The organism is Streptomyces sp. NPDC058751 (assembly GCF_042746485.1).
Classification (GTDB): domain Bacteria; phylum Actinomycetota; class Actinomycetes; order Streptomycetales; family Streptomycetaceae; genus Streptomyces.
Window position 1 is genome coordinate 273685 of the sequence record NZ_JBHYPZ010000001.1, and the last position, 22856, is coordinate 296540.

Consider the following 22856-nt stretch of genomic DNA (forward strand, 5'->3'; position numbering starts at 1 on the left):
TTCCCATCCCCTTGAAGCGATACGAGCGCGCCGAGGGCGCGCCGCCTCCAATGACTCCCAGGGGGACCCGATAGTTGTACTGGCGTTCCAGGTACGGATGTTCCGGGTTCGGGCGTCCGGCCCGCGGTCCCGGCCGGGCCCCGTCCTTTACGTCATGTCTCGCACGCGGTGGGCGAATTGTTGAATCCCGACACAGAACCAACACGTCCCCTTAACCCACAGAACCGCATGTGCATGTCACTCTCCCGGTTAACCGCTCCATTCAACCCGCGTAGAACGGACACCCCACGATGCCCGCCACGCAAATACGCCGCTGGAAGACCCTGGCGGTGGCCACCTCCGCAGTCCTCGTCGGGATCACCCTCCCGACGATGACCGCGACCCCCGCGAGCGCCACCACCACCGCGTACGACAGCACGTACTACAAGAACGCGGTCGGCAAGTCCGGCACGAGCCTGAAGTCCTCCCTCCACACGATCATCAGCAGCCAGACCAAGATCTCGTACTCCGCGGTCTGGAACGCGCTGATGGCCGCCGACCAGGACCCGAACAACACCAGCAACGTGATCCTGCTGTACAGCGGCGTCTCGCGCGCCAAGTCCCTCAACGGCGGCGACGTCGGCGACTGGAACCGCGAGCACACCTGGGCCAAGTCGCACGGCGACTTCGGCGAGGCGATCGGCCCCGGCACCGACCTGCACCACCTGCGCGCCTGCGACGTCCAGGTCAACAGCATCCGCGGCAACCTGGACTTCGACAACGGCGGCAGCGCGGTCACCAACGGGGGCGGCAGCACCGTCGACTCCGACTCCTTCGCGCCGCGCGCCGCCGACCGGGGCGACGTGGCCCGCATGATCCTCTACATGGCCGTGCGCTACGAGGGTGACGACGGCTTCGCCAACCTGGAGCCCAACGAGAAGGTGAACAACGGGAGCAACCCGTACATGGGCAAGCTCTCCGTCCTCAAGGCGTGGAACGAGGCGGACCCGCCGAGCGCCTTCGAGGAGCGGCGCAACCAGGTCATCTACGACACCTACCAGCACAACCGCAACCCGTTCATCGACCACCCGGAGTGGGTCGAGGCGATCTGGTAGACGGGCGGCCCGGCGAGGGCGTGGCTCAGCCCAGGTGGGTCGGCGCGAACATGCGCAGGCGCGTCGGCAGGACGACCACCGAGGGTCCGGGCTCGGCCAGCGCCTTCGCCAGGTCCGCCTCCAGCGTCCCGGGGGTCGTACGGACTCCCGGGACGCCGAAGGACTCGGCCAGGGCCACGTAGTCGGGGCGGGCCAGCTCCGTGCCCGTGGTCTCGCCGAAGCCCTCGGTCATGTACTCGCGCAGGATGCCGTAGCCGCCGTCGTCGACGATGAGCCAGGTGACGTCCATGTCGTGCTGCCGGGCCGTGGCGAGTTCGGCGATCGAGTACAGCGCTCCGCCGTCGCCGGAGACCGCGAGGACGGGGTGGGTGGGGTCGGCCGCCGCCGCGCCCAGCGCCGCCGGGAAGCCGTAGCCGAGACCGCCCGAGCCCTGGGCGGAGTGCATGGTGTTCGTCCCGCGCGGGTCGAAGGCCGCCCACGCCCAGTACGCCAGGATCGTCATGTCCCAGAAGGACGGCGAACCGGCCGGCAGGGCACGGCGCACGGACGCCAGCACGTCCTGTTCCAGGGTGAGTTCCTGTGCGGCGATGCGCTCGGCCACCCGGGCGAGAACCGCCCTCACCCGGTCCGCCGCGGCGGGGTCGGGGCGTTCCTCCACCGTCTCCAGGAGCGCCGACAGCGCGAGGCGCGCGTCCGCGTGGATGCCGATCGCCGGGTGGTTGGACTCCAGTTTGCCGAGGTCGGCCTCGATCTGGATCACCCGGCCGCGGGGCTCGAACGTGTGGTAGTTCGAGGACAGTTCACCGAGACCGGAGCCGACGACCAGCAGGACGTCCGCGTCCTCCAGGAAGTCCGTGGTGTGCCGGTCCTCCAGCCAGGACTGGAGCGAGAGCGGATGGGTCCAGGGGAAGGCGCCCTTGCCGCCGTAGGTGGTGACGACCGGCGCGTTCAGCCTCTGGGCCAGGGACTTCAGCTTTCCGGACGCGTCCGCCCGGACGACACCGCCGCCCGCGATGATCGCGGGGCGGTCCGCCGAGGACAGCAGGTGGGCCGCCAGCGCGGTCAGTTCGGGGCGCGGCACCAGGTCCCGCGGGGTCGCGTCCACCGCCGTGACCCGGGGCAGCAGGGTCTCGGCGAGCAGGACGTCCTGCGGGATCTCCACCCAGACCGGGCCGTGCGGGGCGGTCAGCGCCGACTCCCATGCCTCCGCGATCGCGGAGGGGATCTGCGACTGCGCCCGGACCGTGTGGACGGACTTGACCACGCCCCTGAACGACGCCTGCTGGTCGGGGAGTTCGTGGAGGTAGCCATGGCGTCCGCCGCCGAGTCCCGCGGTCGGGACCTGGCTGCTGACGGCGAGGACGGGAGCCGAGGCGGCGCGCGCCTCCTGGAGCGCGGCCAGCGAGGTCAGCGCCCCCGGGCCGGTGGACAGCAGCAGCGGCGCGGCCTCGCCGGTGATCCGGCCGTAGGCGTCCGCCGCGAAGCCCGCGTTGTTCTCGACGCGCAGGCCGACGTACCTCAGCGAGGAGCGGCGCAGCGCGTCGAACACGCCGAGCGCGTGCTGGCCAGGCAGCCCGAAGACGGTCGTCGCACCCAGCCCTGCGAGGGTCTCCACGACCAGGTCTCCGCCGGTGCGGCCGGGGGGAGGGTTGAGTGCCGCCTCCGTCTGCGCCGCCGTGGGGCGGAGAACCAGGTCGTGGTCGTGGGTCACTTGCCTCGGGCCTCCGCGATCTGGCGCGACATGATGGTGGTCAGCTCGTACGCGGTGTGCGACGCGGCCACCGCGGTGATCTCGGCGTGATCGTACGCCGGGGCGACCTCGACCACGTCGGCGGAGACCAGGTTGCAGGACGACAGTCCGCGCAGGATCTCAAGGAGCTCGCGGGAGGTCATGCCGCCCGCCTCCGGGGTGCCGGTGCCGGGCGCGTGCGCCGGGTCGAGGCAGTCGATGTCGATGGAGATGTAGAGCGGGCGGTTCCCGATGCGCTGGCGGAGCTGGTCGGCGACCTCGTCGGCGCCGCGGCGGTAGACGTCGGCGGAGGTGACGATGCCGAAGCCCATCTTCTCGTCGTCGGTGAGGTCCTGCTTGCCGTAGAGCGGGCCGCGGATGCCGACGTGGGAGAGCGCCTCGGTGTCGAGGATGCCCTCCTCGACTGCGCGGCGGAACGGGGTGCCGTGGGTGTACTCGGCGCCGAAGTAGGTGTCCCAGGTGTCGAGGTGCGCGTCGAAGTGGAGCAGCGCGACGGGGCCGTGCTTCTTGGCGACGGAGCGCAGCAGGGGCAGCGCGATGGTGTGGTCGCCGCCGAGGGTCATCAGACGGGCGCCGGTGCCGAGCAGCTCGTCGGCGGCGGCCTCCACCGTCTCCACGGCCTCGTTGATGTTGAACGGGTTCGCCGCGATGTCGCCGGCGTCCGCGACCTGGGCGAGGGCGAACGGGGAGGCGTCCTGCGCCGGGTTGTAGGGGCGCAGCAGCCGGGACGCCTCGCGGATCGCGTTGCCGCCGAAGCGGGCGCCGGGCCGGTACGAGACACCGGAGTCGAACGGCACGCCGACGACGGCGACGTCGGTGGTGTCGACCTCGTCGAGGCGCGGCAGCCGGGCGAAGGTCGCGGGACCGGCGTACCGCGGGACGCGGGAGGAGTCGACGGGGCCGCGGGGCGTCTCGTTGCTGCTCATCTGGTAATGCCTACTTTCCTGCGCCTGGTCATACACGAACGTACCCGCGACTGCCGGTCGGGACCGACCTTAAGTGGCCGGACGGCGGCTGCGAAGTGTACGTTTCATCCATTCGATCCGACCGGAATGGATGAATCGTCCACCCCGGTCCGGACGGGACGGAGGAACGGAGGAAACGGGATGGAGGAACCGTCCACCGCGCCGGACTCACCACCGCCGGACTCACCACCGTCGGCCGTCCCGGCCGTCCCGCCCGCGTCCGTCCCCCCGGTGTCCGTCCCGGCCGCGTCCGCCCCTGCCGTGCCGCCGACCCCTCCCGTGCCGCTGTCGGCACTCCTGGCCCGCGAGGACCTGGGTCTGCGCCTGATCGCCGGGCCCGCGGAGCCCGGCACGGTGATCCACTGGGCGCACACCTCGGAGATGGCCGACCCCTATCCGTACCTGCTGGGCGGCGAGCTGCTGCTGACGGCGGGGGTCCACGTGCCCGCCACGGCCGGTTCCGGCGACGGCGGGCCCGGGCCGGAGGAGTACTTCGACGGCTACGTCTCCCGGATCGTCGCGGCGGGCGGCGCGGCCCTGGGGTTCGGTCTGGCGCCGGTCCACGACACGGTTCCGCCCGCCCTCGTCGCCGCCTGCGACACCTACGGGCTGCCCCTGCTGGAGGTCCCGCCCCGGACGACGTTCTCCGGGATCGCCCGCGCGGTGTGGCAGCTCATGGCCCGGGCCCGGCTGGCCGAGCTGCGCCGGGTGACGGAGGCCCAGCAGAGCCTGGCGGTCGCCGCCGCCCGTCCCGATCCGGTGCCGGCCGTGCTGCGGCAGCTCGCCCGGCGGCTGAACGGCTGGGCGGTGCTGTACGGCCCGGAGGGCACGGCGCTGACCCACGCGGGGACCGTCCCACCGGAGGCGACGCCCCCCGCGGGCGGGCCCCACCCGGCACCCGCACCCCACCCGGCCCCGAAGGCCCCGGCAACTCCCGGCGCCCCAGCGGCTTCCGGACGCCCGGTGGGGGTGCCGGCTCCCGAGGCGGTGCTCGGGGAGCTCGCCGGTGTCGTGCGGCCCCGTCAGGACCGGGGCCCCGCCCCGGCCTCGGCCACCGACACCGTGGGCGGTGTCCACCTCACGGCCTACGCCCTCGGCAGCGGTCAGGGTTTCGTCCTGGGCGTCGCCGCGCCGCGCCGCGACCCCGGCGACCACACGATCGCCTCGGTCGCGTCCGTGCTGCTCTCCCTCCTCACCGGGGAACACCAGAGCGCGAGCGGGGCCGCGCGGTCGACGGCCCTGGTACGGCTGCTGCTCGGCGCGGCGCCCGAGACGGTGGCACCCCTTCTCGGCGGTGACGAGTGGGTGGTCGTGCACGCGCGCCCCGCCGGGGACGGCCCCGCGCCGGACGCCGTCTCCGCGTCCGCGCTGGCGGCCGCGCTGGGCTCCGCGCTGGTGGACGCCGGCGACGACGTCGTCCGCGTCCTCGTCCCCGCCGACCGCGTGCCCGCCGCGCAGCCGGGCTGGACCTGCGGGGTCAGCGAGCCCACGGGCCCGCACGGGTGGACGGCCGCCGACACCCAGGCGGCCCGCGCGCTGGCCCGCGCCCGCGCCACCCGGGCGGTCCTGGTCCGGCACGGCGAGCGTCCCGCGCTCGCCGACCTCGTCCCCCCGGCGCACGCCGAGGCCCACGCCAGGTCGCTCCTCGCCCCCGTCGCCAAGACCCCCGCCCTGACCGAGACGCTGCGCACCTGGCTCTCCCTGCACGGCAGTTGGGACCGCACCGCGGTGGCGCTCTCGGTCCACCGCAACACCGTCCGCCAACGCATCGCCCGCTGCGCCGCGTTGCTGGACACGGACCTGGACGACCCGGACGTACGGATGGAGTTGTGGTTCGCGCTCAGGGACGAGGGGGCGCGCGGCGCCGGGAAGGGCCCCGCGGCCCCGGCGGCCGAGTGACGCGCGTCCCAGCGGCCGGGCGGTCGCGCTCCGGGCGACGGCGCACCGGCACAATGGTGCTATGCCGATACCCGGGACGCCCAGCCGCGCCGAACTCGTCGACCATCTCGTGAAGACCCGTATCGCGGGCGATGTCGCCACCCCCCGCGAGAACAACCTGTCCCACTACCGCAAACTGGCGAACGGCGAGCGCAACTGGTGGCTCGGCCTGGAACTCGGCGACCGCTGGAGCGACGAGCAGGACGTGCTCGCGGTGATGGCGGAGCGGGTCGGCGTCAACGACGACCCGGAGCACCGCTACGGCCAGGACACCATCGACCCCGAGCTGACCGTGGACGCCCTGGACCGTCTCGCGGGCCGGCTGCGCAAGGCGGCCGAGGACAGACAGCGGGTCCTGTTCGCGACCGGTCACCCCGGCGGGCTGCTGGACGTGCACCGGGCCACGGCCGCCGCCCTGCGCGCGGCGGGCTGCGAGATCGTGGTGATCCCGGACGGTCTGCAGACGAACGAGGGGTACGTCATGCAGTTCGCGGACGTGGCGGTCCTGGAGCACGGCGCCACGCTGTGGCACACGCACTCGGGCGAGCCGATGCGCGCGATCCTCACCGCGCTGGAGCGGGAGGGCCGCCCGCTGCCCGACCTGGTCGTGGCCGACCACGGCTGGGCCGGCTACGCGGGGCAGCACGGCGTGGACTCCGTGGGCTACGCCGACTGCAACGACCCGGCGCTCTTCCTCGCCGAGTCGGAGGGCACGCTCCAGGTCGTGGTCCCGCTCGACGACCACGTCCTCAGCCCGCGCCACTACGACCCGATGACGGCGTACCTGCTGGGAGAAGCCGGCCTGGCCTGAGTTCCGGCTTCTCGGACAGCGGCCCCCGGCGCCGGCGGTACGCCGGTCTCACCGGGGGACGCGGACCACGCCCTCCTGGATCACCGAGATGGCCAGCCTGCCGTCCTGGGTGTAGATGCGGGCCTGGCCAAGGCCCCGGCCGCCGGACGCGGACGGCGACTCCTGGTCGTACAGCAGCCACTCGTCGGCGCGGAACGGGCGGTGGAACCACATCGCGTGGTCCAGCGAGGCGCCGACGACGTCGCCGGTCACCCAGCCGCCGCGCCCGTGGGCGAGCAGGATGGAGTCGAGGAGCGTCATGTCCGAGACGTACGTCGCGAGGACGACGTGCAGCAGGGGGTCGTCCGCGAGCTTGCCGTTGGTGCGGAACCACACCTGGGAGCGCGGTTCGCGGGCCTCGCCGACGGTGGCGTACGGCGGCGCGTCGACGTAGCGCAGGTCGACGGACTCGCGTGCCTCCAGGATGCGTTCCACGACCTCGGCGTCGGTGAAGACGTCGGCGTACAGCGGCAGCTGCTCGGCGGTCGTGGGCAGCGACTCCGGATCGGGCGCGGGCGGCATCGGGGCCTGGTGCTCCATGCCCTCCTCGTACGTCTGGAAGGACGCGGAGAGGTGGAAGATCGGCTGTCCGTGCTGGACCGCGACCACCCTGCGGGTGGTGAAGGAGCGGCCGTCGCGGATGCGGTCCACGGAGTACACGATGGGTGCTCCGGGGTCGCCGATCCGCAGGAAGTAGGCGTGCAGGGAATGGGCGAGGCGGTCCTCCGGGACCGTGCGCCCGGCGGCCACGAGGGCCTGCGCGGCCACCTGCCCGCCGAAGACCCGGGGGACGACGGCGGACCGGGAACGGCCGCGGAAGATGTTCTCCTCGATCCGCTCGAGATCGAGCAGATCGAGGAGAGACCTGAGTGCCTCGCTCATAAGGCAGTTGTACCGCGCAGTCTTTTCTCGGACCTTACAGGCCCATGTCCTTGGCGATGATCGTCTTCATGATCTCGCTGGTGCCGCCGTAGATGCGGTTGACCCGGTTGTCCGCGTACAGGCGGGCGATCGGGTACTCGTTCATGAAGCCGTAGCCGCCGTGGAGCTGGAGGCAGCGGTCGATGACGCGGTGCGCGACCTCGGTGCAGAACAGCTTGGCGCTGGCGGCCTCGGCCGGGGTCAGCTCACCGGCGTCGAGGGCCTCCAGGGCGCGGTCGGCGACGGCCTCGGCCGCGTCCACCTCGGCCTGGCAGGCGGCCAGCTCGAACTTGGTGTTCTGGAAGTGGGCGACCGGCTTGCCGAAGACGGTGCGGTCCTGGACGTACTCCTTGGCGAACCGGACGGCGGCCTTGGCCTGCGCGTAGGCGCCGAAGGCGATGCCCCAGCGCTCGGAGGCGAGGTTGTGGCCGAGGTAGTAGAAGCCCTTGTTCTCCTCGCCGAGCAGGTCCTCGACGGGCACCTTCACGTCGACGAACGCCAGCTCGGCGGTGTCGGAGGTCTTCAGGCCGAGCTTGTCGAGCTTGCGGCCGATGGAGTAGCCCTCGGACTTGGTGTCCACGGCGAACAGCGAGATGCCGTGGCGGCGGTCCTCGGCGGTGGGCGCGGAGGTGCGGGCGCAGACGATCACGCGGTCGGCGTGGACGCCGCCGGTGATGAAGGTCTTGGCGCCGTTGAGGACGTAGTGCGTGCCGTCCTCGGAGAGCTTGGCGGTGGTCTTCATGCCCGCGAGGTCGGAACCGGTGCCCGGCTCGGTCATCGCGAGGGCCCACATCTCCTCGCCGGAGACGAACTTCGGCAGGAAGCGCTTCTTCTGCTCGTCGCTGGCGAGCATCTTGATGTAGGGCAGGCCGAGCAGCACGTGCACGCCGGAGCCGCCGAAGGTGATGCCCGCGCGGGCGGTCTCCTCGTACACGACGGCCTCGAACTTGTACGAGTCGATGCCGGCGCCGTCGTACTCCTCGTCGACGCGGATGCCGAAGACACCCAGCTCGCCGAGCTTGTGGTAGAAGTCGCGCGGCGCCTGGCCGGCGGCGAGCCACTCGTCGTAGACCGGGACGACCTCGGTCTCGATGAAGGCGCGCAGGGTCTCCCGGAACGCCTCGTGGTCCTCGTTGAACACAGTACGGCGCACCGCCGCCACCTCCGCCTGGATACCTGAGTCATGTCTAAGCGCTTGCTCATTTATCAGGTTACCCGCCGGTCACGAGTGCCGTCCAGGGGTCACCCCCCGAGACGCTCGTCACGCCCCGGGAGTCACGGCCGCCGCTCCGAACGCACCCCGCGCCATCCGGTGCAGCAGCTCCGCCGTCCCCGCGCGCCCGGGCAGCGCGCCCGGCCGCCCCAGGTGCGGGGTCGAGTTCAGCAGGCCGAAGACCGAGTGCACGGCGGAGCGGGCGGAGGGCTCGGCCAGGTCCGGGTACACCTCGCGGACCACCTCCACCCACAGCTCGACGTACTGGCGCTGGAGCTGGCGCACGAGCTTGCGGTCACTGTCCCGCAGGCGGTCCAGCTCGCGGTCGTGCAGGGTGATCAGAGGGCGGTCGTCGAGGGCGAAGTCGATGTGCCCCTCGATGAGCGAGTCGAGGAGCCCCTCGGCGCCCCCCTCGACACCTCCCCCGGAGCCCGCCCTGACCTCCGCCACCCGGCGCCGGCCGCCCGTGAGCAGCTGCCCGCTGATCCCCACCAGCAGCTCGGCGAGCATCGCGTCCTTGCCGGCGAAGTGCCGGTAGAGACCGGGGCCGCTGATGCCGACCGCCGCTCCTATCTCGTCCACTCCCACGCCGTGGAAACCGCGCTCGGCGAAGAGCCGCGCGGCCTCCCTGAGGATCTGCTCGCGCCGGGTGGGGGCGTCGGTTCTGGTGGCCATGAAAACAATTCTAGACATCGCGGTTAGCGCTCGTTAACCTGAGGGAAATGCGTTAACGCTCATTAACTTGGTCGATCACCTGGTGAGGGGACCGCAGGATGCAAGAGGCACCGGAGCTGACGAGCGCGGCGGATCCCGCGTCGGAGGCCTGGAGGGCCAACGAGGCGGCACACCGCGCGCTGGGCGAGGAGCTGCGCCGCAAGCTGGCCGAGGCACGGCTCGGCGGAGGCGAGAAGGCACGCGAGCGGCACACCGCGCGCGGCAAGCTGCTGCCCCGCGACCGCGTGGACGCCCTGCTCGACCCCGGCTCCCCGTTCCTGGAGCTGGCGCCGCTCGCCGCCGACGGGATGTACGGCGGAGCGGCCCCGGCCGCCGGTGTCATCGCCGGGATCGGCCGGGTGAGCGGGCGCGAGTGCGTGATCGTCGCCAACGACGCCACCGTCAAGGGCGGCACGTACTACCCGATGACGGTGAAGAAGCACCTGCGCGCCCAGGAGGTCGCGCTGGAGAACCGTCTGCCCTGCGTGTACCTCGTCGACTCCGGAGGCGCCTTCCTGCCCATGCAGGACGAGGTGTTCCCCGACCGCGAGCACTTCGGGCGGATCTTCTACAACCAGGCGCGGATGTCGGGCGCCGGCATCCCGCAGATCGCGGCCGTCCTCGGCTCCTGCACGGCCGGCGGCGCGTACGTGCCGGCGATGAGCGACGAGGCCGTGATCGTCCGCAACCAGGGGACGATCTTCCTGGGCGGGCCCCCTCTGGTGAAGGCCGCCACCGGTGAGGTGGTGACCGCCGAGGAACTGGGCGGCGGCGAGGTCCACTCCCGGGTCTCCGGCGTGACCGACCACCTCGCGGAGGACGACGCGCACGCGCTGCGGATCGTGCGCACCATCGTCTCCACCCTCCCCGCGCGCGGGAAGCTGCCCTGGGAGGTCACCGCGGCCGCCGAGCCCAAGGTCGACCCGTACGGGCTGTACGGCGCGGTGCCGGTCGACTCCCGCACCCCCTACGACGTGCGCGAGGTCATCGCGCGCGTGGTCGACGGCTCGCGCTTCGCCGAGTTCAAGGCGGAGTTCGGGCAGACCCTGGTCACCGGCTTCGCGCGGATCCACGGACACCCGGTCGGGATCGTCGCCAACAACGGCATCCTGTTCTCCGAGTCGGCCCAGAAGGGCGCCCACTTCATCGAGCTGTGCGACCAGCGCGGCATCCCGCTGGTGTTCCTGCAGAACATCTCCGGGTTCATGGTGGGCCGCCAGTACGAGGCGGGCGGCATCGCCAAGCACGGCGCGAAGATGGTGACGGCCGTCGCCTGCACCCGCGTGCCGAAGCTGACCGTCGTGATCGGCGGTTCGTACGGCGCGGGCAACTACTCGATGTGCGGCCGGGCCTATTCGCCGCGCTTCCTGTGGATGTGGCCGGGCGCCAAGATCTCCGTGATGGGCGGCGAGCAGGCCGCGTCCGTCCTCGCGACCGTCAAGCGCGACCAGATCGAGGCGCGCGGCGAGTCCTGGCCGGCGGCGGAGGAAGAGGACTTCAAGGACCCGATCCGCCGGCAGTACGAGCAGCAGGGCAACGCCTACTACGCGAGCGCCCGGCTCTGGGACGACGGCGTGATCGACCCGCTGGAGACCCGGCAGGTCCTCGGACTCGCCTTGACCGCCTGCGCCAACGCGCCCCTGGGTGACCCCCAGTTCGGCGTCTTCCGGATGTGAGGGGACCCATGTTCGACACAGTGCTCGTGGCCAACCGGGGCGAGATCGCCGTACGCGTCATCCGCACCCTGCGCGCGCTCGGCGTGCGCTCGGTGGCCGTCTTCTCGGACGCCGACGCCGACGCCCGGCACGTCCGGGAGGCCGACACGGCGGTACGGATCGGACCGGCGCCCGCCTCCGAGAGCTATCTGTCGGTGGAGGCGCTGCTGGAGGCGGCGGCCCGCACCGGCGCCCGGGCGGTGCACCCGGGGTACGGCTTCCTCGCCGAGAACGCCGCCTTCGCGCGGGCCTGCGCGGAGGCCGGACTCGTCTTCATCGGCCCGCCCGCCGAGGCGATCTCCCTGATGGGCGACAAGATCCGCGCCAAGGAGACGGTGAAGGCGGCCGGTGTCCCGGTCGTCCCCGGCTCCTCGGGCAGCGGTCTGACGGACACGGAGCTGATCGCGGCCGCCCGCGAGATCGGCGTCCCGGTGCTGCTGAAGCCGAGCGCGGGCGGCGGGGGCAAGGGCATGCGCCTGGTGCGCGACACCGGCGTCCTGGCCGACGAGATCGCCGCCGCCCGGCGCGAGGCGCGGGCCTCCTTCGGCGACGACACGCTGCTCGTCGAGCGCTGGATCGACCGGCCCCGGCACATCGAGATCCAGGTCCTGGCGGACGGGCACGGCAACGTCGTGCACCTGGGCGAGCGCGAGTGCTCGCTCCAGCGCCGCCACCAGAAGATCATCGAGGAGGCGCCCAGCGTGCTCCTCGACGAGGCCACGCGCGCCGCGATGGGAGAGGCGGCCGTCCAGGCGGCCCGCTCCTGCGGCTACCGGGGCGCGGGCACGGTGGAGTTCATCGTCCCGGGCGGCGACCCGTCCTCTTACTACTTCATGGAGATGAACACCCGTCTCCAGGTGGAGCACCCGGTCACCGAGCTGGTGACCGGCCTCGACCTCGTCGAGTGGCAGCTTCGCGTCGCCGCCGGCGAGCGCCTGCCGTACGCGCAGGAGGACATCGCCCTCACCGGGCACGCGGTGGAGGCCCGGATCTGCGCCGAGGACCCGTCGCGCGGCTTCCTCCCCTCCGGGGGCACCGTGCTCGCGCTGCACGAGCCCCAGGGCGACGGGGTGCGCACCGACTCGGGCCTGACGGAGGGCACCGAGGTCGGCAGCCTCTACGACCCGATGCTCTCCAAGGTCATCGCGTACGGCCCCGACCGGCCGACGGCGCTGCGCAGGCTCAGGGCCGCCCTCGCCGAGACGGTCACGCTCGGGGTCCAGACGAACGCGGGCTTCCTGCGCCGGCTGCTGGCCCACCCGGACGTGGTCGCGGGCGACCTGGACACCGGTCTGGTCGAGCGGGAGGCGGACGGCCTGGTCCCGGACGGGGTGCCCGAGGAGGTGTACGAGGCGGCGGCGGCCGTCCGGCTCGCCGAGCTGGCCCCGGCGGGCGAGGGCTGGCAGGACCCGTTCTCGGTGCCGAGCGGCTGGCGGCTCGGCGGCACCCCGAAGCCGGTGGGCTTCTCCCTGCGGGTCCTGGACCCGGTGGAGTACACCCCGCGCGGCACCCACACGGTCACCGCCGACCGGGTCGCGGTGACGCTCGACGGGGTGCGGCACACCTTCCACCGCGCCGCCGACTGGCTCGGCCGCGACGGCGACGCCTGGCACGTGCGCGACCACGACCCGGTGGCCGCGTCGCTCACCGGCGCCGCGCACGCCGGTGCCGACTCGCTGACCGCGCCGATGCCCGGCACGGTGACCGTGGTGAAGGTCGCCGTCGGGGACGAGGTGGCGGCTGGTCAGAGCCTGCTCGTGGTCGAGGCGATGAAGATGGAGCACGTCATCTCCGCGCCGCACGCCGGGACGGTCAGCGAGCTGGACGTCGCGCCCGGCACGACGGTCGCCATGGACCAGGTCCTGGCGGTCATCACCCCCGCGGAGGAGGAGACGCCGTGAACACCTCCGAACTCGGCCTGCCGATGGCCGTACCGGTCCAGGCTGTACCGGTCCAAAACATGCCCGCCCGGGTGCGGATCCACGAGGTCGGCGCGCGCGACGGTCTGCAGAACGAGAAGGCGGCCGTGCCGACCGGGGTGAAAGCGGAGTTCATCCGGCGCCTCGCGGACGCGGGGCTGACCACGATCGAGGCGACCAGCTTCGTCCACCCGAAGTGGGTTCCCCAGCTGGCGGACGCGGAGCAGCTGTTCCCGCAGGTCGCCGACCTGCCGGTGGCGCTGCCGGTGCTGGTGCCCAACGAGCGCGGTCTTGACCGGGCGCTGGCGCTCGGCGCCCGGCACGTGGCCGTCTTCGCCAGCGCGACGGAGTCCTTCGCGAAGGCCAACCTCAACCGGACGGTCGACGAGTCGCTCGCCATGTTCGAGCCGGTGGTGAGCCGCGCGAAGGACGTCGGCAGCGCGGTCCGCGGCTATGTCTCGATGTGCTTCGGCGACCCGTGGGAGGGGCCCGTCCCGGTCCGTCAGGTCGTCCGCGTCTGCAGGGCGCTGCGGGACATGGGCTGTGACGAGCTGAGCCTCGGCGACACCATCGGCGTGGCGACGCCGGGCCACGTGCGGGCCCTGCTCGCCGGGCTGAACGAGGAGGGCGTGCCCACCGGCGCCCTCGGCGTGCACTTCCACGACACCTACGGCCAGGCGCTCTCCAACACCCTGGCCGCCCTCCAGCACGGCGTCGCCACCGTCGACGCCTCCGCGGGCGGCCTCGGCGGCTGCCCGTACGCGAAGTCCGCGACGGGCAACCTCGCCACGGAAGACCTCGTATGGATGCTCCAGGGCCTCGGTATCGACACCGGGGTCGACCTCGGCCGCCTCACCGCCACAAGCGTGTGGATGGCCGGACAACTGGGCCGACCCAGCCCCTCCCGCACCGTCAACGCCCTCTCCCACCAGGAGTGAACAGCATGTCCTTGGACCACCGTCTCTCCCCCGAGCTCGAAGAACTCCGCCGTACGGTGGAGGAGTTCGCGCACGACGTCGTGGCGCCGAAGATCGGCGACTTCTACGAGCGGCACGAGTTCCCGTACGAGATCGTTCGGGAGATGGGCCGCATGGGCCTGTTCGGCCTGCCGTTCCCCGAGGAGTACGGCGGCATGGGCGGCGACTACCTCGCCCTCGGCATCGCCCTGGAGGAGCTGGCCCGGGTCGACTCCTCCGTGGCCATCACCCTGGAGGCGGGCGTCTCGCTGGGCGCCATGCCCCTCCACCTCTTCGGCACCGAGGAGCAGAAGCGGGAGTGGCTGCCGCGGCTGTGTTCCGGCGAGATCCTGGGCGCCTTCGGCCTGACCGAGCCGGACGGCGGCTCGGACGCGGGCGCGACCCGCACGACGGCCCGGCTCGACCCCGAGACGAACGAATGGGTCATCAACGGCAGCAAGTGCTTCATCACCAACTCCGGCACGGACATCACGGGTCTGGTGACGGTCACCGCGGTCACCGGGCGCAAGCCCGACGGCAAGCCGCTGATCTCCGCGATCATCGTGCCCTCCGGCACCCCCGGCTTCACGGTCGCCGCCCCGTACTCGAAGGTCGGCTGGAACGCCTCCGACACCCGTGAGCTGTCCTTCACGGACGTGCGCGTCCCGGCGGCCAACCTGCTCGGCGAGGAGGGCCGCGGCTACGCGCAGTTCCTGCGCATCCTGGACGAGGGCCGCATCGCCATCGCGGCGCTGGCCACGGGTCTCGCCCAGGGCTGTGTCGACGAGTCGGTCAAGTACGCCAAGGAGCGGCACGCGTTCGGGCGCCCGATCGGCGCGAACCAGGCGATACAGTTCAAGATCGCCGATATGGAGATGAAGGCCCACATGGCCCGGGTGGGCTGGCGCGACGCCGCGTCCCGCCTCGTGGCGGGCGAGCCCTTCAAGAAGGAGGCGGCGGTCGCCAAGCTGTACTCCTCCACGGTCGCCGTCGACAACGCCCGGGACGCCACCCAGGTCCACGGCGGCTACGGCTTCATGAACGAGTACCCGGTCGCCCGCATGTGGCGCGACTCCAAGATCCTGGAGATCGGCGAGGGCACGAGCGAGGTCCAGCGGATGCTGATCGCCCGGGAGCTGGGACTGACGGGCTGAGCCCGGCGCCGCACCCCGCGGCCCACGGGCCGAGACCCGTGTCGCGCCCCGTGGCTCACGGATATTTCCGGGAGCCACGGGGCGCGAAGGTGTGTGCCGGGACCGTCGTGCCGTCGGGGTGCCGCTCCCGCCCACCAGAACTGATGGATCATCAACTTCCTTTGCCATGAGCACTGTTGATGATCGGCCGAAAAGAGAGCAGGGCCGTCGGCGGACGATCCGGGGAAGCGCGCGGGGGCGACTCGCGCCGCAGGCAGGGCCATCGGGCCCGTGACCTGGTACCACTCGCCCTCTGGACAAGGGCTGAGGTTAGGCTAACCTACCTTCGAACCGTTTGGCGGGCGCATGTCGCCCCATGCCGAAAGCAGCCACACATGTCCAACGCCCGTGCCGCTCACCTCACCCGCCGTGGCATCCTCGCCGCAGGTGGCGCCCTCGGCCTCGGCGCCGTCCTCGCCGCCTGCGGTGACGACAACGACTCGAAGAAAAGTGGCTCGGACGCGACGAAGGCGGCCGAGAAGTCCGGTCCGTGGACGTTCAAGGACGACCGCGACAAAGACGTGAAGCTGGACAAGGTTCCGGCGAACATCGTCGCCTTCACCGGTGTGGCCGCCGCCCTGTTCGACTACGGCATCGAGGTCAAGGGCGTGTTCGGCCCGACGACGACCAAGGACGGCAAGGCCGACGTCCAGGCCGGCGACATGGACGTCAGCAAGCTGACGGTCCTCGGCAACGAGTGGGGCCAGTTCAACATCGAGAAGTACGCGGGCCTGGCCCCCGACGTGCTGGTCTCCACGATGTTCGACGGTTCGGGCACCCTCTGGTACGTGCCCGAGGAGTCCAAGGACAAGATCCTCAAGCTCGCGCCGAGCGTCGGCATCTCCGTCTACGACCGCCAGATGCCGCGGTCCCTGGAGCGCATGTACGCGCTGGCCGAGTCCCTCGGCGCCGACGTGAAGTCCGCGAAGGTCGTCGAGGCGAAGAAGAAGTTCGAGGCGGCCGCCGAGCGGCTGCGCAAGGCCGCCAAGGCCCGCCCGGAGATCAAGGTCCTCGCCGGCAGCGCGAGCCAGGACATCTTCTACGTCTCCGGCTCCAACCTCTCCATCGACCTGGAGTACTTCAAGGCGCTCGGCGTGAACATCGTCGAGCCCTCCGCCAAGGCCCTCAAGGCCAGCGGCGGCTGGTTCGAGAACCTGAGCTGGGAGAACGTCGACAAGTACCCGGCCGACATCATCATCATGGACGACCGCAGCGCGACCATCCAGCCGGCCGACATCACCGAGGCCACCTGGAAGAAGCTGCCCGCCGTCAAGGCCGGCCAGGTCATCGCCCGCACGCCCGAGGCGATCCTGTCGTACGACAAGTGCACCCCGATCCTCGACAACCTCGCCGAGGCCATCGAGAACGCGAAGAAGGTCGCCTGACCTTCCGCCTGACGTCACCTCAGGAGCACTCATGACGACGGCCGTCGCCGCCCCGTTCCGTTTCTTCGCCCTCAGGGTCGTACGGACGAGGCGGCTCGGCCCGTCCCTGCTCCGGGTGACCTTCGCCGGGCCCGAACTGCGCGCGTTCCACTCCCACGGACGCGACCAGTCCCTCTCGCTGTTCCTGCCGCACCCCGGCCAGGACGAACCCGTCGTCCCGGTCGAACTGGGCGACGGGTGGTGGCAGGGCTGGCGCGAACTGCCCGACGACGTGCGGGCGGTGATGCGCTCGTACACCCTGCGGGCGCTGCGCCGCGACCCCGACGAGATCGACATCGACTTCGCGCTGCACGGTCTGGAGCCGGGCGCGGCCGCCCCCGCCGGGCCCGCCTCACGCTGGGCGTCCGGCGCGCGGCCGGGAGACCGGGTGATCCTGCTCGGTCCCGCCATGGCGGACAACCGCGCCATCCGCTTCCGGCCGCCCGCGGACACCGACCTCGTCGTCCTGTGGGGCGACGAGACGGCCGTCCCCGCCGTCTCCGCCGTCCTCGAGTCCCTGTCGGCCGGACTGCGCGTCCGGGCCTGGCTGGAGGTCCGGCACGCCGCCGACGTCCAGGACCTGGAGACGGCGGCCGACGCCGAGATCACCTGGCTCGTGCGGGACGGACACGCCGGCGCGGACTCCTCGGGCACCCCCCTGGCCCTCGACGCCCTGCGGGCTTCCGGGCTCCCCTCCGCCGAGGCACCGTACGCCTGGATCGCGGGCGAGTCCGGCCACGTGAGGGAGCTGCGCCGCCATCTCGTGCACGAACGGGGCGTCGACCGCCGCCGGGTGACCTTCGTGGGCTACTGGCGGCAGGGGCTGAGCGAAGAGGAACTGCGGGAGCAGGGCGAGTAGTTCGCGAAAACCGGCCCGCCGACCGGAAACCTCCGCAGAGCGAGACGTGGATCACGGAAGGCGCAGGTGGGGCGGGGTCGCGCGCGCAACTTAGGTTAGGCTAACCTAAATTAGACGGGGCTTTCGCCCCTTCCGTCCCGCCCGGCCTCTCCCCCCGCACGGAGGACCCCCACATGCGCTCGCACCTGCTCAACGACACCACCGCGGACCGGTACCGCCGCTCCGTGACCGAAGGCGTCGAGCGGGTGGCGGCCAGACTCGCCACCACCGACCGCCCGTTCACGGGTGTCACGGTCGACGAACTCGCTCCCCGCATCGAGCGGATCGACCTCGACAAGCCGCTGCACGACACCACGGCCGTTCTCGACGAGTTGGAAGAGGTCTACCTCCAGGACGCGATCTACTTCCACCACCCCCGCTACCTCGCCCACCTCAACTGCCCGGTCGTCATCCCGGCCGTGCTCGGCGAGGCCGTCCTGTCCGCCGTCAACTCCTCGCTGGACACCTGGGACCAGTCGGCCGGCGGCACCCTCATCGAGCGCAGGCTCATCGACTGGACCAACGAGCGGATCGGTCTCGGCCCGGCCGCCGACGGCGTGTTCACCAGCGGCGGCAGCCAGTCCAACCTCCAGGCCCTGCTGCTGGCCCGCGAGGAGGCCAAACCCGGCGAGGAGAACGGGGAGGCGGGAGACATCCTCGGCAAACTGCGCATCTTCGCCTCCGAGGTCAGCCACTTCAGCGTCAAGAAGTCGGCCAAACTCCTCGGCCTCGCCCCCGACGCCGTCGTCTCGATCCCCGTCGACCACGACAAGCGCATGCAGACCGTCGCCCTCGCCCACGAGCTGGAGCGCTGCCGGCAGGACGGCCTCGTCCCCATGGCCGTCGTCGCCACCGCGGGCACCACCGACTTCGGCTCCATCGACCCGCTGCCCGAGATCGCCGAGCTGTGCGCCCAGTTCGGCGTCTGGATGCACGTGGACGCGGCCTACGGCTGCGGACTGCTCACCTCGCTGAGGAACCGGGACCGCATCGACGGCATCGAGCGCGCCGACTCCGTCACCGTCGACTACCACAAGTCCTTCTTCCAGCCGGTGAGTTCCTCCGCCGTGCTGGTCCGCGACGCCTCGACCCTGCGCCACGCCACCTACCACGCGGAGTACCTCAACCCCCGCCGCATGGTCCACGAGCGCATCCCGAACCAGGTCGACAAGTCCCTCCAGACCACCCGCCGTTTCGACGCGCTGAAGCTGTGGATGACGCTGCGCGTCATGGGCGCCGACGGCATCGGCGAACTCTTCGACGAGGTCTGCGACCTGGCCGCCGAGGGCTGGAAACTGCTCGCCGCCGACCCGCGCTTCGACGTCGTCGTGGAGCCCTCGCTGTCCACCCTCGTCTACCGGTACGTCCCGTCCGGCGTCACCGACCCGGCCGAGATCGACCGCGCCAACCTGTACGCCCGCAAGGCCCTGTTCGCCTCCGGCGACGCCGTCGTCGCGGGCACCAAGGTCGGCGGACGCCACTACCTGAAGTTCACCCTGCTCAACCCCGAGACCACGACGGACGACATCGCCGCCGTCCTCGACCTGATCGCCGGCCACGCCGAGCAGTACCTGGGAGAGACCCTTGACCGCGCTTCCTGAATCCACGGACACCACCTACGACTTCGTGGGCATCGGGCTCGGGCCCTTCAACCTCGGCCTCGCCTGCCTGACCGAGCCGATAGCCGAACTCGACGGCGTCTTCCTGGAGTCGAAGCCCGACTTCGAGTGGCACTCCGGCATGTTCCTGGAGGGTGCGCACCTCCAGACCCCGTTCATGTCGGACCTGGTCACCCTCGCCGACCCGACCTCCCCGTACTCCTTCCTCAACTACCTGAAGGAATCGGGCCGTCTGTACTCGTTCTACATCCGCGAGAACTTCTACCCGCTGCGGGTCGAGTACGACGACTACTGCCGCTGGGCGGCCGGGAAGCTGAGCAGCGTCCGCTTCGGCACCACCGTCACCGAGGTGACGTACGACGAGGGCGAGGAGCTGTACGTCGTACGGACGCGAGGCGGCGACACCTACCGCGGCCGGCGGCTCGTCCTCGGCACCGGCACCGTGCCCTTCGTCCCGGAGGCCTGCCAGGACCTCGGCGGCGACTTCTTCCACACCGGGCAGTACATGCACCGCAAGGCGGAGCTCACCGGGAAGAAGTCGATCACGATCGTCGGCAGCGGCCAGAGCGCCGCGGAGATCTACTACGAGCTGCTCTCCGGGATCGACGTCCACGGCTACCAGCTCAACTGGGTCACCCGCTCCCCGCGGTTCTTCCCGCTGGAGTACACCAAGCTGACCCTGGAGATGACGTCCCCGGACTACATCGACTACTTCAGCGCGCTGCCCGAGGACACCCGCTACCGGCTGGAGAAGCAGCAGAAGGGCCTGTTCAAGGGCATCAACGGCGACCTCATCGACTCGATCTTCGACCTGCTGTACCAGAAGAACGTCGAGAGCGGCGACCGCCCGGTCCCCACCCGGCTGCTCACCAACTCCACCCTGCACAGCGCCCGCCACGAGAACGGCACCTACCGGCTGGGCCTGCGCCAGGACGAGCAGGGCAAGGACTACGGGATCGACACCGAGGGCCTGATCCTGGCCACCGGCTACCACTACGAGGCCCCGGCCTTCCTGGAGCCGGTCAAGGACCGCATCCGCCTCGACGGCCACGGCCGCTACGACGTGGCCCGCAACCACTCCATCGACGTCACCGGCCGCGGCGTCTTCCTCCAGAACGCCGCCGTGCACACCCACAGCATCACGTCCCCGGACCTGGGCATGGGCCCGTACCGCAACGCGTCCATCATCCGCGAGATGCTCGGCACCGAGTACTACCCGGTCGAGAAGACCATCGCGTTCCAGGAGTTCTCCGTATGAGCACCACGACCGCCGTCGGCACCTTCACCGTCCGCCCCCTCGACCCCGTCGAGGACGCGCCGCTGCTGCACCGCTGGGTGACGCACCCCAAGGCAGCCTTCTGGATGATGCAGGAGGCGAAACTGCACGACGTGGAGCGCGAGTACATGGCCATCGCGGCGAGCGAGCACCACGAGGCGCTCCTCGGCCTCCTGGACGGCGAGCCCGTCTTCCTGATGGAGCGCTACGACCCCCGCCACGTCGAACTCGTCGGCCTGTACGAGCCGGAGCCGGGCGACGTCGGCATGCACTTCCTGGTCGCCCCCAGCGACACGCCCGTGCACGGCTTCACCCGGGCCGTGATCACCGCGGTGATGGCGCACCTGTTCGCCGACCCGGCCACCCGCCGGGTGGTCGTCGAGCCCGACGTGGGCAACAAGGCGGTGCACGCCCTCAACGAGGCCGTCGGGTTCGTGCCCGAGCGGGAGATCGACAAGCCGGAGAAGAGGGCGCTGCTGAGCTTCTGCACCCGCGCGCAGTTCGAGAAGGCGGTGGCCGCGTGAACCTCGCCGACTCCGTCGCCCACCTCACCCCCGAGCACTGGGACCTGGCCAACCGGCAGCTGATCCGCAAGGCCCTCTCCGAGTTCGCGCACGAGCGGCTGCTCACTCCCGAGCAGGACGGGCCGTCGTACACCGTCCGCAGCGACGACGGGCTGACGAGCTACCGCTTCGCCGCCGTCCGCCGCGCGCTCGACCACTGGCAGATCGACGCGGACTCCATATCCCGGCACCGCGACGGTGCCGAACTCCCGCTCGCCGCCCTGGACTTCTTCATCGAGTTCAAGGACGCGCTGGGGCTCAGCGACGAGATCCTTCCGGTCTACCTGGAGGAGATCTCCTCCACCCTCTCCGGCACCTGCTACAAGCTCACCAAGCCGCAGCTGCCGTCCGCCGAACTCGCCCGCGCCGGCTTCCAGGCCATCGAGACGGGGATGACCGAGGGCCACCCCTGTTTCGTCGCCAACAACGGCCGGCTCGGCTTCGGCGTCCACGAGTACCTGTCGTACGCCCCGGAGACCGCGAACCCGGTCCGCCTGGTGTGGCTGGCCGCGCACCGGTCGCGCGCGGCGTTCACCGCGGGCGTCGGCATCGAGTACGAGTCCTTCGTCCGGCAGGAGCTGGGCAAGAAGACGGTCAAGCGGTTCGACGGCGTGCTGCGCGAGCAGGGCCTGGACCCGGCCGAGTACCTGCTCATCCCCGTCCACCCCTGGCAGTGGTGGAACAAGCTCGCCGTCACCTTCGCCGCCGAGGTCGCCCGACGGCACCTGGTGTGCCTGGGCGAGGGCGAGGACGAGTACCTGGCCCAGCAGTCCATCCGGACCTTCTTCAACACCTCGCGGCCCGAGAAGCACTATGTGAAGACGGCCCTGTCCGTGATCAACATGGGCTTCATGCGCGGACTGTCGGCCGCCTACATGGAGGCCACCCCGGCGATCAACGACTGGCTGGCCCAGCTGATCGAGAACGACCCGGTGCTGAAGTCGACGGGCCTGACGATCATCCGCGAGCGCGCGGCCGTCGGCTACCGGCACCTGGAGTACGAGCGGGCGACCGACCGCTACTCGCCGTACCGCAAGATGCTGGCCGCGCTGTGGCGCGAGAGCCCCGTCGCCTCCCTCCGGGACGACGAGTCGCTCGCCACGATGGCCTCGCTGCTGCACGTCGACCACGAGGGCCGCGGTCTCGCGGCCGCGCTGATCGAGCACTCGGGCCTCGCCCCGGCGGAGTGGCTGCGCCGCTATCTGCGGGCGTACTACGTCCCGCTGCTGCACAGCTTCTACGCCTACGACCTGGCCTACATGCCGCACGGCGAGAACACGATCCTGGTCCTCAAGGACGGCGTCGTGCAGCGCGCGATCTACAAGGACATCGCCGAGGAGATCGTGGTCATGGACCCCGACGCGGTGCTGCCGCCCGAGGTCACCCGCGTCCGGGTGGAGGTGCCGGAGGACCAGAAGCTGCTGTCGGTCTTCACGGACGTCTTCGACTGCTTCTTCCGCTTCCTCGCCGCGAACCTCGCCGCCGAGGACGTCCTGGAGGAGGACGGCTTCTGGCGCACGGTCGCCGAGGTCACCCGCGAGTACCAGGAGGCGACGCCCGAACTGGCCGACAAGTTCCGCCAGTACGACGTCTTCGCCCCCGAGTTCATCCTGTCCTGCCTCAACCGCCTCCAGCTGCGCAACAACAAGCAGATGGTGGACCTCTCCGACCCGTCGGCCGCCCTCCAGCTGGTCGGCACCCTGAGGAACCCGATCGCCGGGTTCTGACCACCGGGCTCCCAGGAGCCCCCTGAACGAGCGTGGGGCCCCGGGCCCGGCGCCCCGGGGGCCCCCCCCCAAGGTGGAGAACAGGGGCAGATAAAAAAAAAAAGCAGCCCCCGGCACAAAA

The 22856-nt window shown here is 71.3% G+C and carries 18 protein-coding genes; 13 read left to right on the forward strand and 5 right to left on the reverse strand.

Features of this window, described 5'->3' with window-relative positions; translation table 11 throughout:
* Positions 1–290: 290 nt before the first annotated feature.
* Complete coding sequence (locus ACFW6B_RS01145) at positions 291–1094, forward strand: endonuclease I family protein (RefSeq protein WP_386591173.1); 804 nt, start codon at positions 291–293, stop codon at positions 1092–1094.
* A 25-nt stretch (positions 1095–1119) separates the two neighbouring features.
* Here the strand turns inward: ACFW6B_RS01145 and ACFW6B_RS01150 are convergent, their stop codons facing one another.
* Positions 1120–2805 carry a thiamine pyrophosphate-binding protein gene (locus tag ACFW6B_RS01150; RefSeq protein ID WP_386591174.1) on the reverse strand — a complete coding sequence of 562 codons (1686 nt, stop codon included), beginning with the start codon at positions 2803–2805 and terminating at the stop codon, positions 1120–1122.
* A complete protein-coding gene (speB, locus tag ACFW6B_RS01155; RefSeq protein WP_386591175.1) occupies positions 2802–3770 on the reverse strand; it encodes an agmatinase in 969 nt (322 codons plus the stop codon). The genes ACFW6B_RS01150 and speB overlap by 4 nt, the downstream gene beginning before the upstream one ends.
* A gap of 180 nt (positions 3771–3950) precedes the next feature.
* Between speB and ACFW6B_RS01160 the strand changes: the two genes are divergently transcribed.
* Together ACFW6B_RS01160 and ACFW6B_RS01165 are read left to right on the forward strand one after the other, a co-directional pair.
* Complete coding sequence (locus ACFW6B_RS01160; RefSeq protein WP_386591176.1) at positions 3951–5708, forward strand: helix-turn-helix domain-containing protein; 1758 nt, start codon at positions 3951–3953, stop codon at positions 5706–5708.
* Between the two features lie 61 nt (positions 5709–5769).
* Entirely contained in the window at positions 5770–6558 is a 789-nt protein-coding gene (locus ACFW6B_RS01165; RefSeq protein WP_386591177.1) for a phosphatase, read from the forward strand.
* A 48-nt stretch (positions 6559–6606) separates the two neighbouring features.
* Here the strand turns inward: ACFW6B_RS01165 and tesB are convergent, their stop codons facing one another.
* The 3 genes from tesB to ACFW6B_RS01180 form a co-directional block, all read right to left on the reverse strand.
* Positions 6607–7479 (reverse strand): acyl-CoA thioesterase II, encoded by an 873-nt coding sequence (tesB, locus tag ACFW6B_RS01170; RefSeq protein ID WP_386591178.1) that lies wholly within the window; start codon positions 7477–7479, stop codon positions 6607–6609.
* A gap of 34 nt (positions 7480–7513) precedes the next feature.
* On the reverse strand, positions 7514–8671 hold the full coding sequence (locus tag ACFW6B_RS01175) for an acyl-CoA dehydrogenase family protein (protein WP_386591179.1): 1158 nt from the start codon (positions 8669–8671) through the stop codon (positions 7514–7516).
* 108 nt (positions 8672–8779) lie between these two features.
* A complete protein-coding gene (locus ACFW6B_RS01180; RefSeq protein WP_386591180.1) occupies positions 8780–9406 on the reverse strand; it encodes a TetR/AcrR family transcriptional regulator in 627 nt (208 codons plus the stop codon).
* 98 nt (positions 9407–9504) lie between these two features.
* Here ACFW6B_RS01180 and ACFW6B_RS01185 point away from each other — a divergent pair, with 98 nt between their 5' ends.
* From ACFW6B_RS01185 to ACFW6B_RS01230, 10 genes are all read left to right on the forward strand, one after another.
* On the forward strand, positions 9505–11121 hold the full coding sequence (locus ACFW6B_RS01185; protein ID WP_386591181.1) for a carboxyl transferase domain-containing protein: 1617 nt from the start codon (positions 9505–9507) through the stop codon (positions 11119–11121).
* Between the two features lie 8 nt (positions 11122–11129).
* On the forward strand, positions 11130–13061 hold the full coding sequence (locus ACFW6B_RS01190; protein WP_386591182.1) for an acetyl/propionyl/methylcrotonyl-CoA carboxylase subunit alpha: 1932 nt from the start codon (positions 11130–11132) through the stop codon (positions 13059–13061).
* Positions 13058–14017, forward strand: a complete 960-nt coding sequence (locus ACFW6B_RS01195) for a hydroxymethylglutaryl-CoA lyase (RefSeq protein WP_386591183.1) — start codon at positions 13058–13060, stop codon at positions 14015–14017. The genes ACFW6B_RS01190 and ACFW6B_RS01195 overlap by 4 nt, the downstream gene beginning before the upstream one ends.
* An 11-nt stretch (positions 14018–14028) precedes the next feature.
* Positions 14029–15189, forward strand: a complete 1161-nt coding sequence (locus ACFW6B_RS01200; protein WP_386591375.1) for an acyl-CoA dehydrogenase family protein — start codon at positions 14029–14031, stop codon at positions 15187–15189.
* A gap of 374 nt (positions 15190–15563) precedes the next feature.
* Positions 15564–16613 (forward strand): ABC transporter substrate-binding protein, encoded by a 1050-nt coding sequence (locus tag ACFW6B_RS01205; RefSeq protein WP_386591184.1) that lies wholly within the window; start codon positions 15564–15566, stop codon positions 16611–16613.
* A 31-nt stretch (positions 16614–16644) separates the two neighbouring features.
* Positions 16645–17511, forward strand: coding sequence for a siderophore-interacting protein (locus tag ACFW6B_RS01210; RefSeq protein WP_386591185.1), 867 nt, complete (start codon positions 16645–16647; stop codon positions 17509–17511).
* Positions 17512–17684: 173 nt separating this feature from the next.
* On the forward strand, positions 17685–19151 hold the full coding sequence (gene desA / locus ACFW6B_RS01215; RefSeq protein ID WP_386591186.1) for a lysine decarboxylase DesA: 1467 nt from the start codon (positions 17685–17687) through the stop codon (positions 19149–19151).
* Positions 19135–20427, forward strand: coding sequence for a lysine N(6)-hydroxylase/L-ornithine N(5)-oxygenase family protein (locus ACFW6B_RS01220; RefSeq protein ID WP_386591188.1), 1293 nt, complete (start codon positions 19135–19137; stop codon positions 20425–20427). The genes desA and ACFW6B_RS01220 overlap by 17 nt, the downstream gene beginning before the upstream one ends.
* Entirely contained in the window at positions 20424–20969 is a 546-nt protein-coding gene (locus tag ACFW6B_RS01225; RefSeq protein WP_386591189.1) for a GNAT family N-acetyltransferase, read from the forward strand. The genes ACFW6B_RS01220 and ACFW6B_RS01225 overlap by 4 nt, the downstream gene beginning before the upstream one ends.
* Positions 20966–22735, forward strand: coding sequence for an IucA/IucC family protein (locus ACFW6B_RS01230; RefSeq protein ID WP_386591190.1), 1770 nt, complete (start codon positions 20966–20968; stop codon positions 22733–22735). Before ACFW6B_RS01225 ends, ACFW6B_RS01230 begins: the two co-directional genes overlap by 4 nt.
* The last annotated feature ends 121 nt before the right edge of the window (positions 22736–22856 follow it).

Coding starts and splice junctions, on each gene's coding strand:
- ACFW6B_RS01145 (WP_386591173.1), top strand. CDS start 291: ATGCCCGCCACGCAAATACGCCGCTGGAAGACCCTGGCGGTGGCCACC.
- speB (WP_386591175.1), bottom strand. CDS start 3,770: ATGAGCAGCAACGAGACGCCCCGCGGCCCCGTCGACTCCTCCCGCGTC.
- ACFW6B_RS01160 (WP_386591176.1), top strand. CDS start 3,951: ATGGAGGAACCGTCCACCGCGCCGGACTCACCACCGCCGGACTCACCA.
- ACFW6B_RS01165 (WP_386591177.1), top strand. CDS start 5,770: ATGCCGATACCCGGGACGCCCAGCCGCGCCGAACTCGTCGACCATCTC.
- tesB (WP_386591178.1), bottom strand. CDS start 7,479: ATGAGCGAGGCACTCAGGTCTCTCCTCGATCTGCTCGATCTCGAGCGG.
- ACFW6B_RS01180 (WP_386591180.1), bottom strand. CDS start 9,406: ATGGCCACCAGAACCGACGCCCCCACCCGGCGCGAGCAGATCCTCAGG.
- ACFW6B_RS01185 (WP_386591181.1), top strand. CDS start 9,505: ATGCAAGAGGCACCGGAGCTGACGAGCGCGGCGGATCCCGCGTCGGAG.
- ACFW6B_RS01190 (WP_386591182.1), top strand. CDS start 11,130: ATGTTCGACACAGTGCTCGTGGCCAACCGGGGCGAGATCGCCGTACGC.
- ACFW6B_RS01205 (WP_386591184.1), top strand. CDS start 15,564: ATGTCCAACGCCCGTGCCGCTCACCTCACCCGCCGTGGCATCCTCGCC.
- ACFW6B_RS01210 (WP_386591185.1), top strand. CDS start 16,645: ATGACGACGGCCGTCGCCGCCCCGTTCCGTTTCTTCGCCCTCAGGGTC.
- desA (WP_386591186.1), top strand. CDS start 17,685: ATGCGCTCGCACCTGCTCAACGACACCACCGCGGACCGGTACCGCCGC.
- ACFW6B_RS01225 (WP_386591189.1), top strand. CDS start 20,424: ATGAGCACCACGACCGCCGTCGGCACCTTCACCGTCCGCCCCCTCGAC.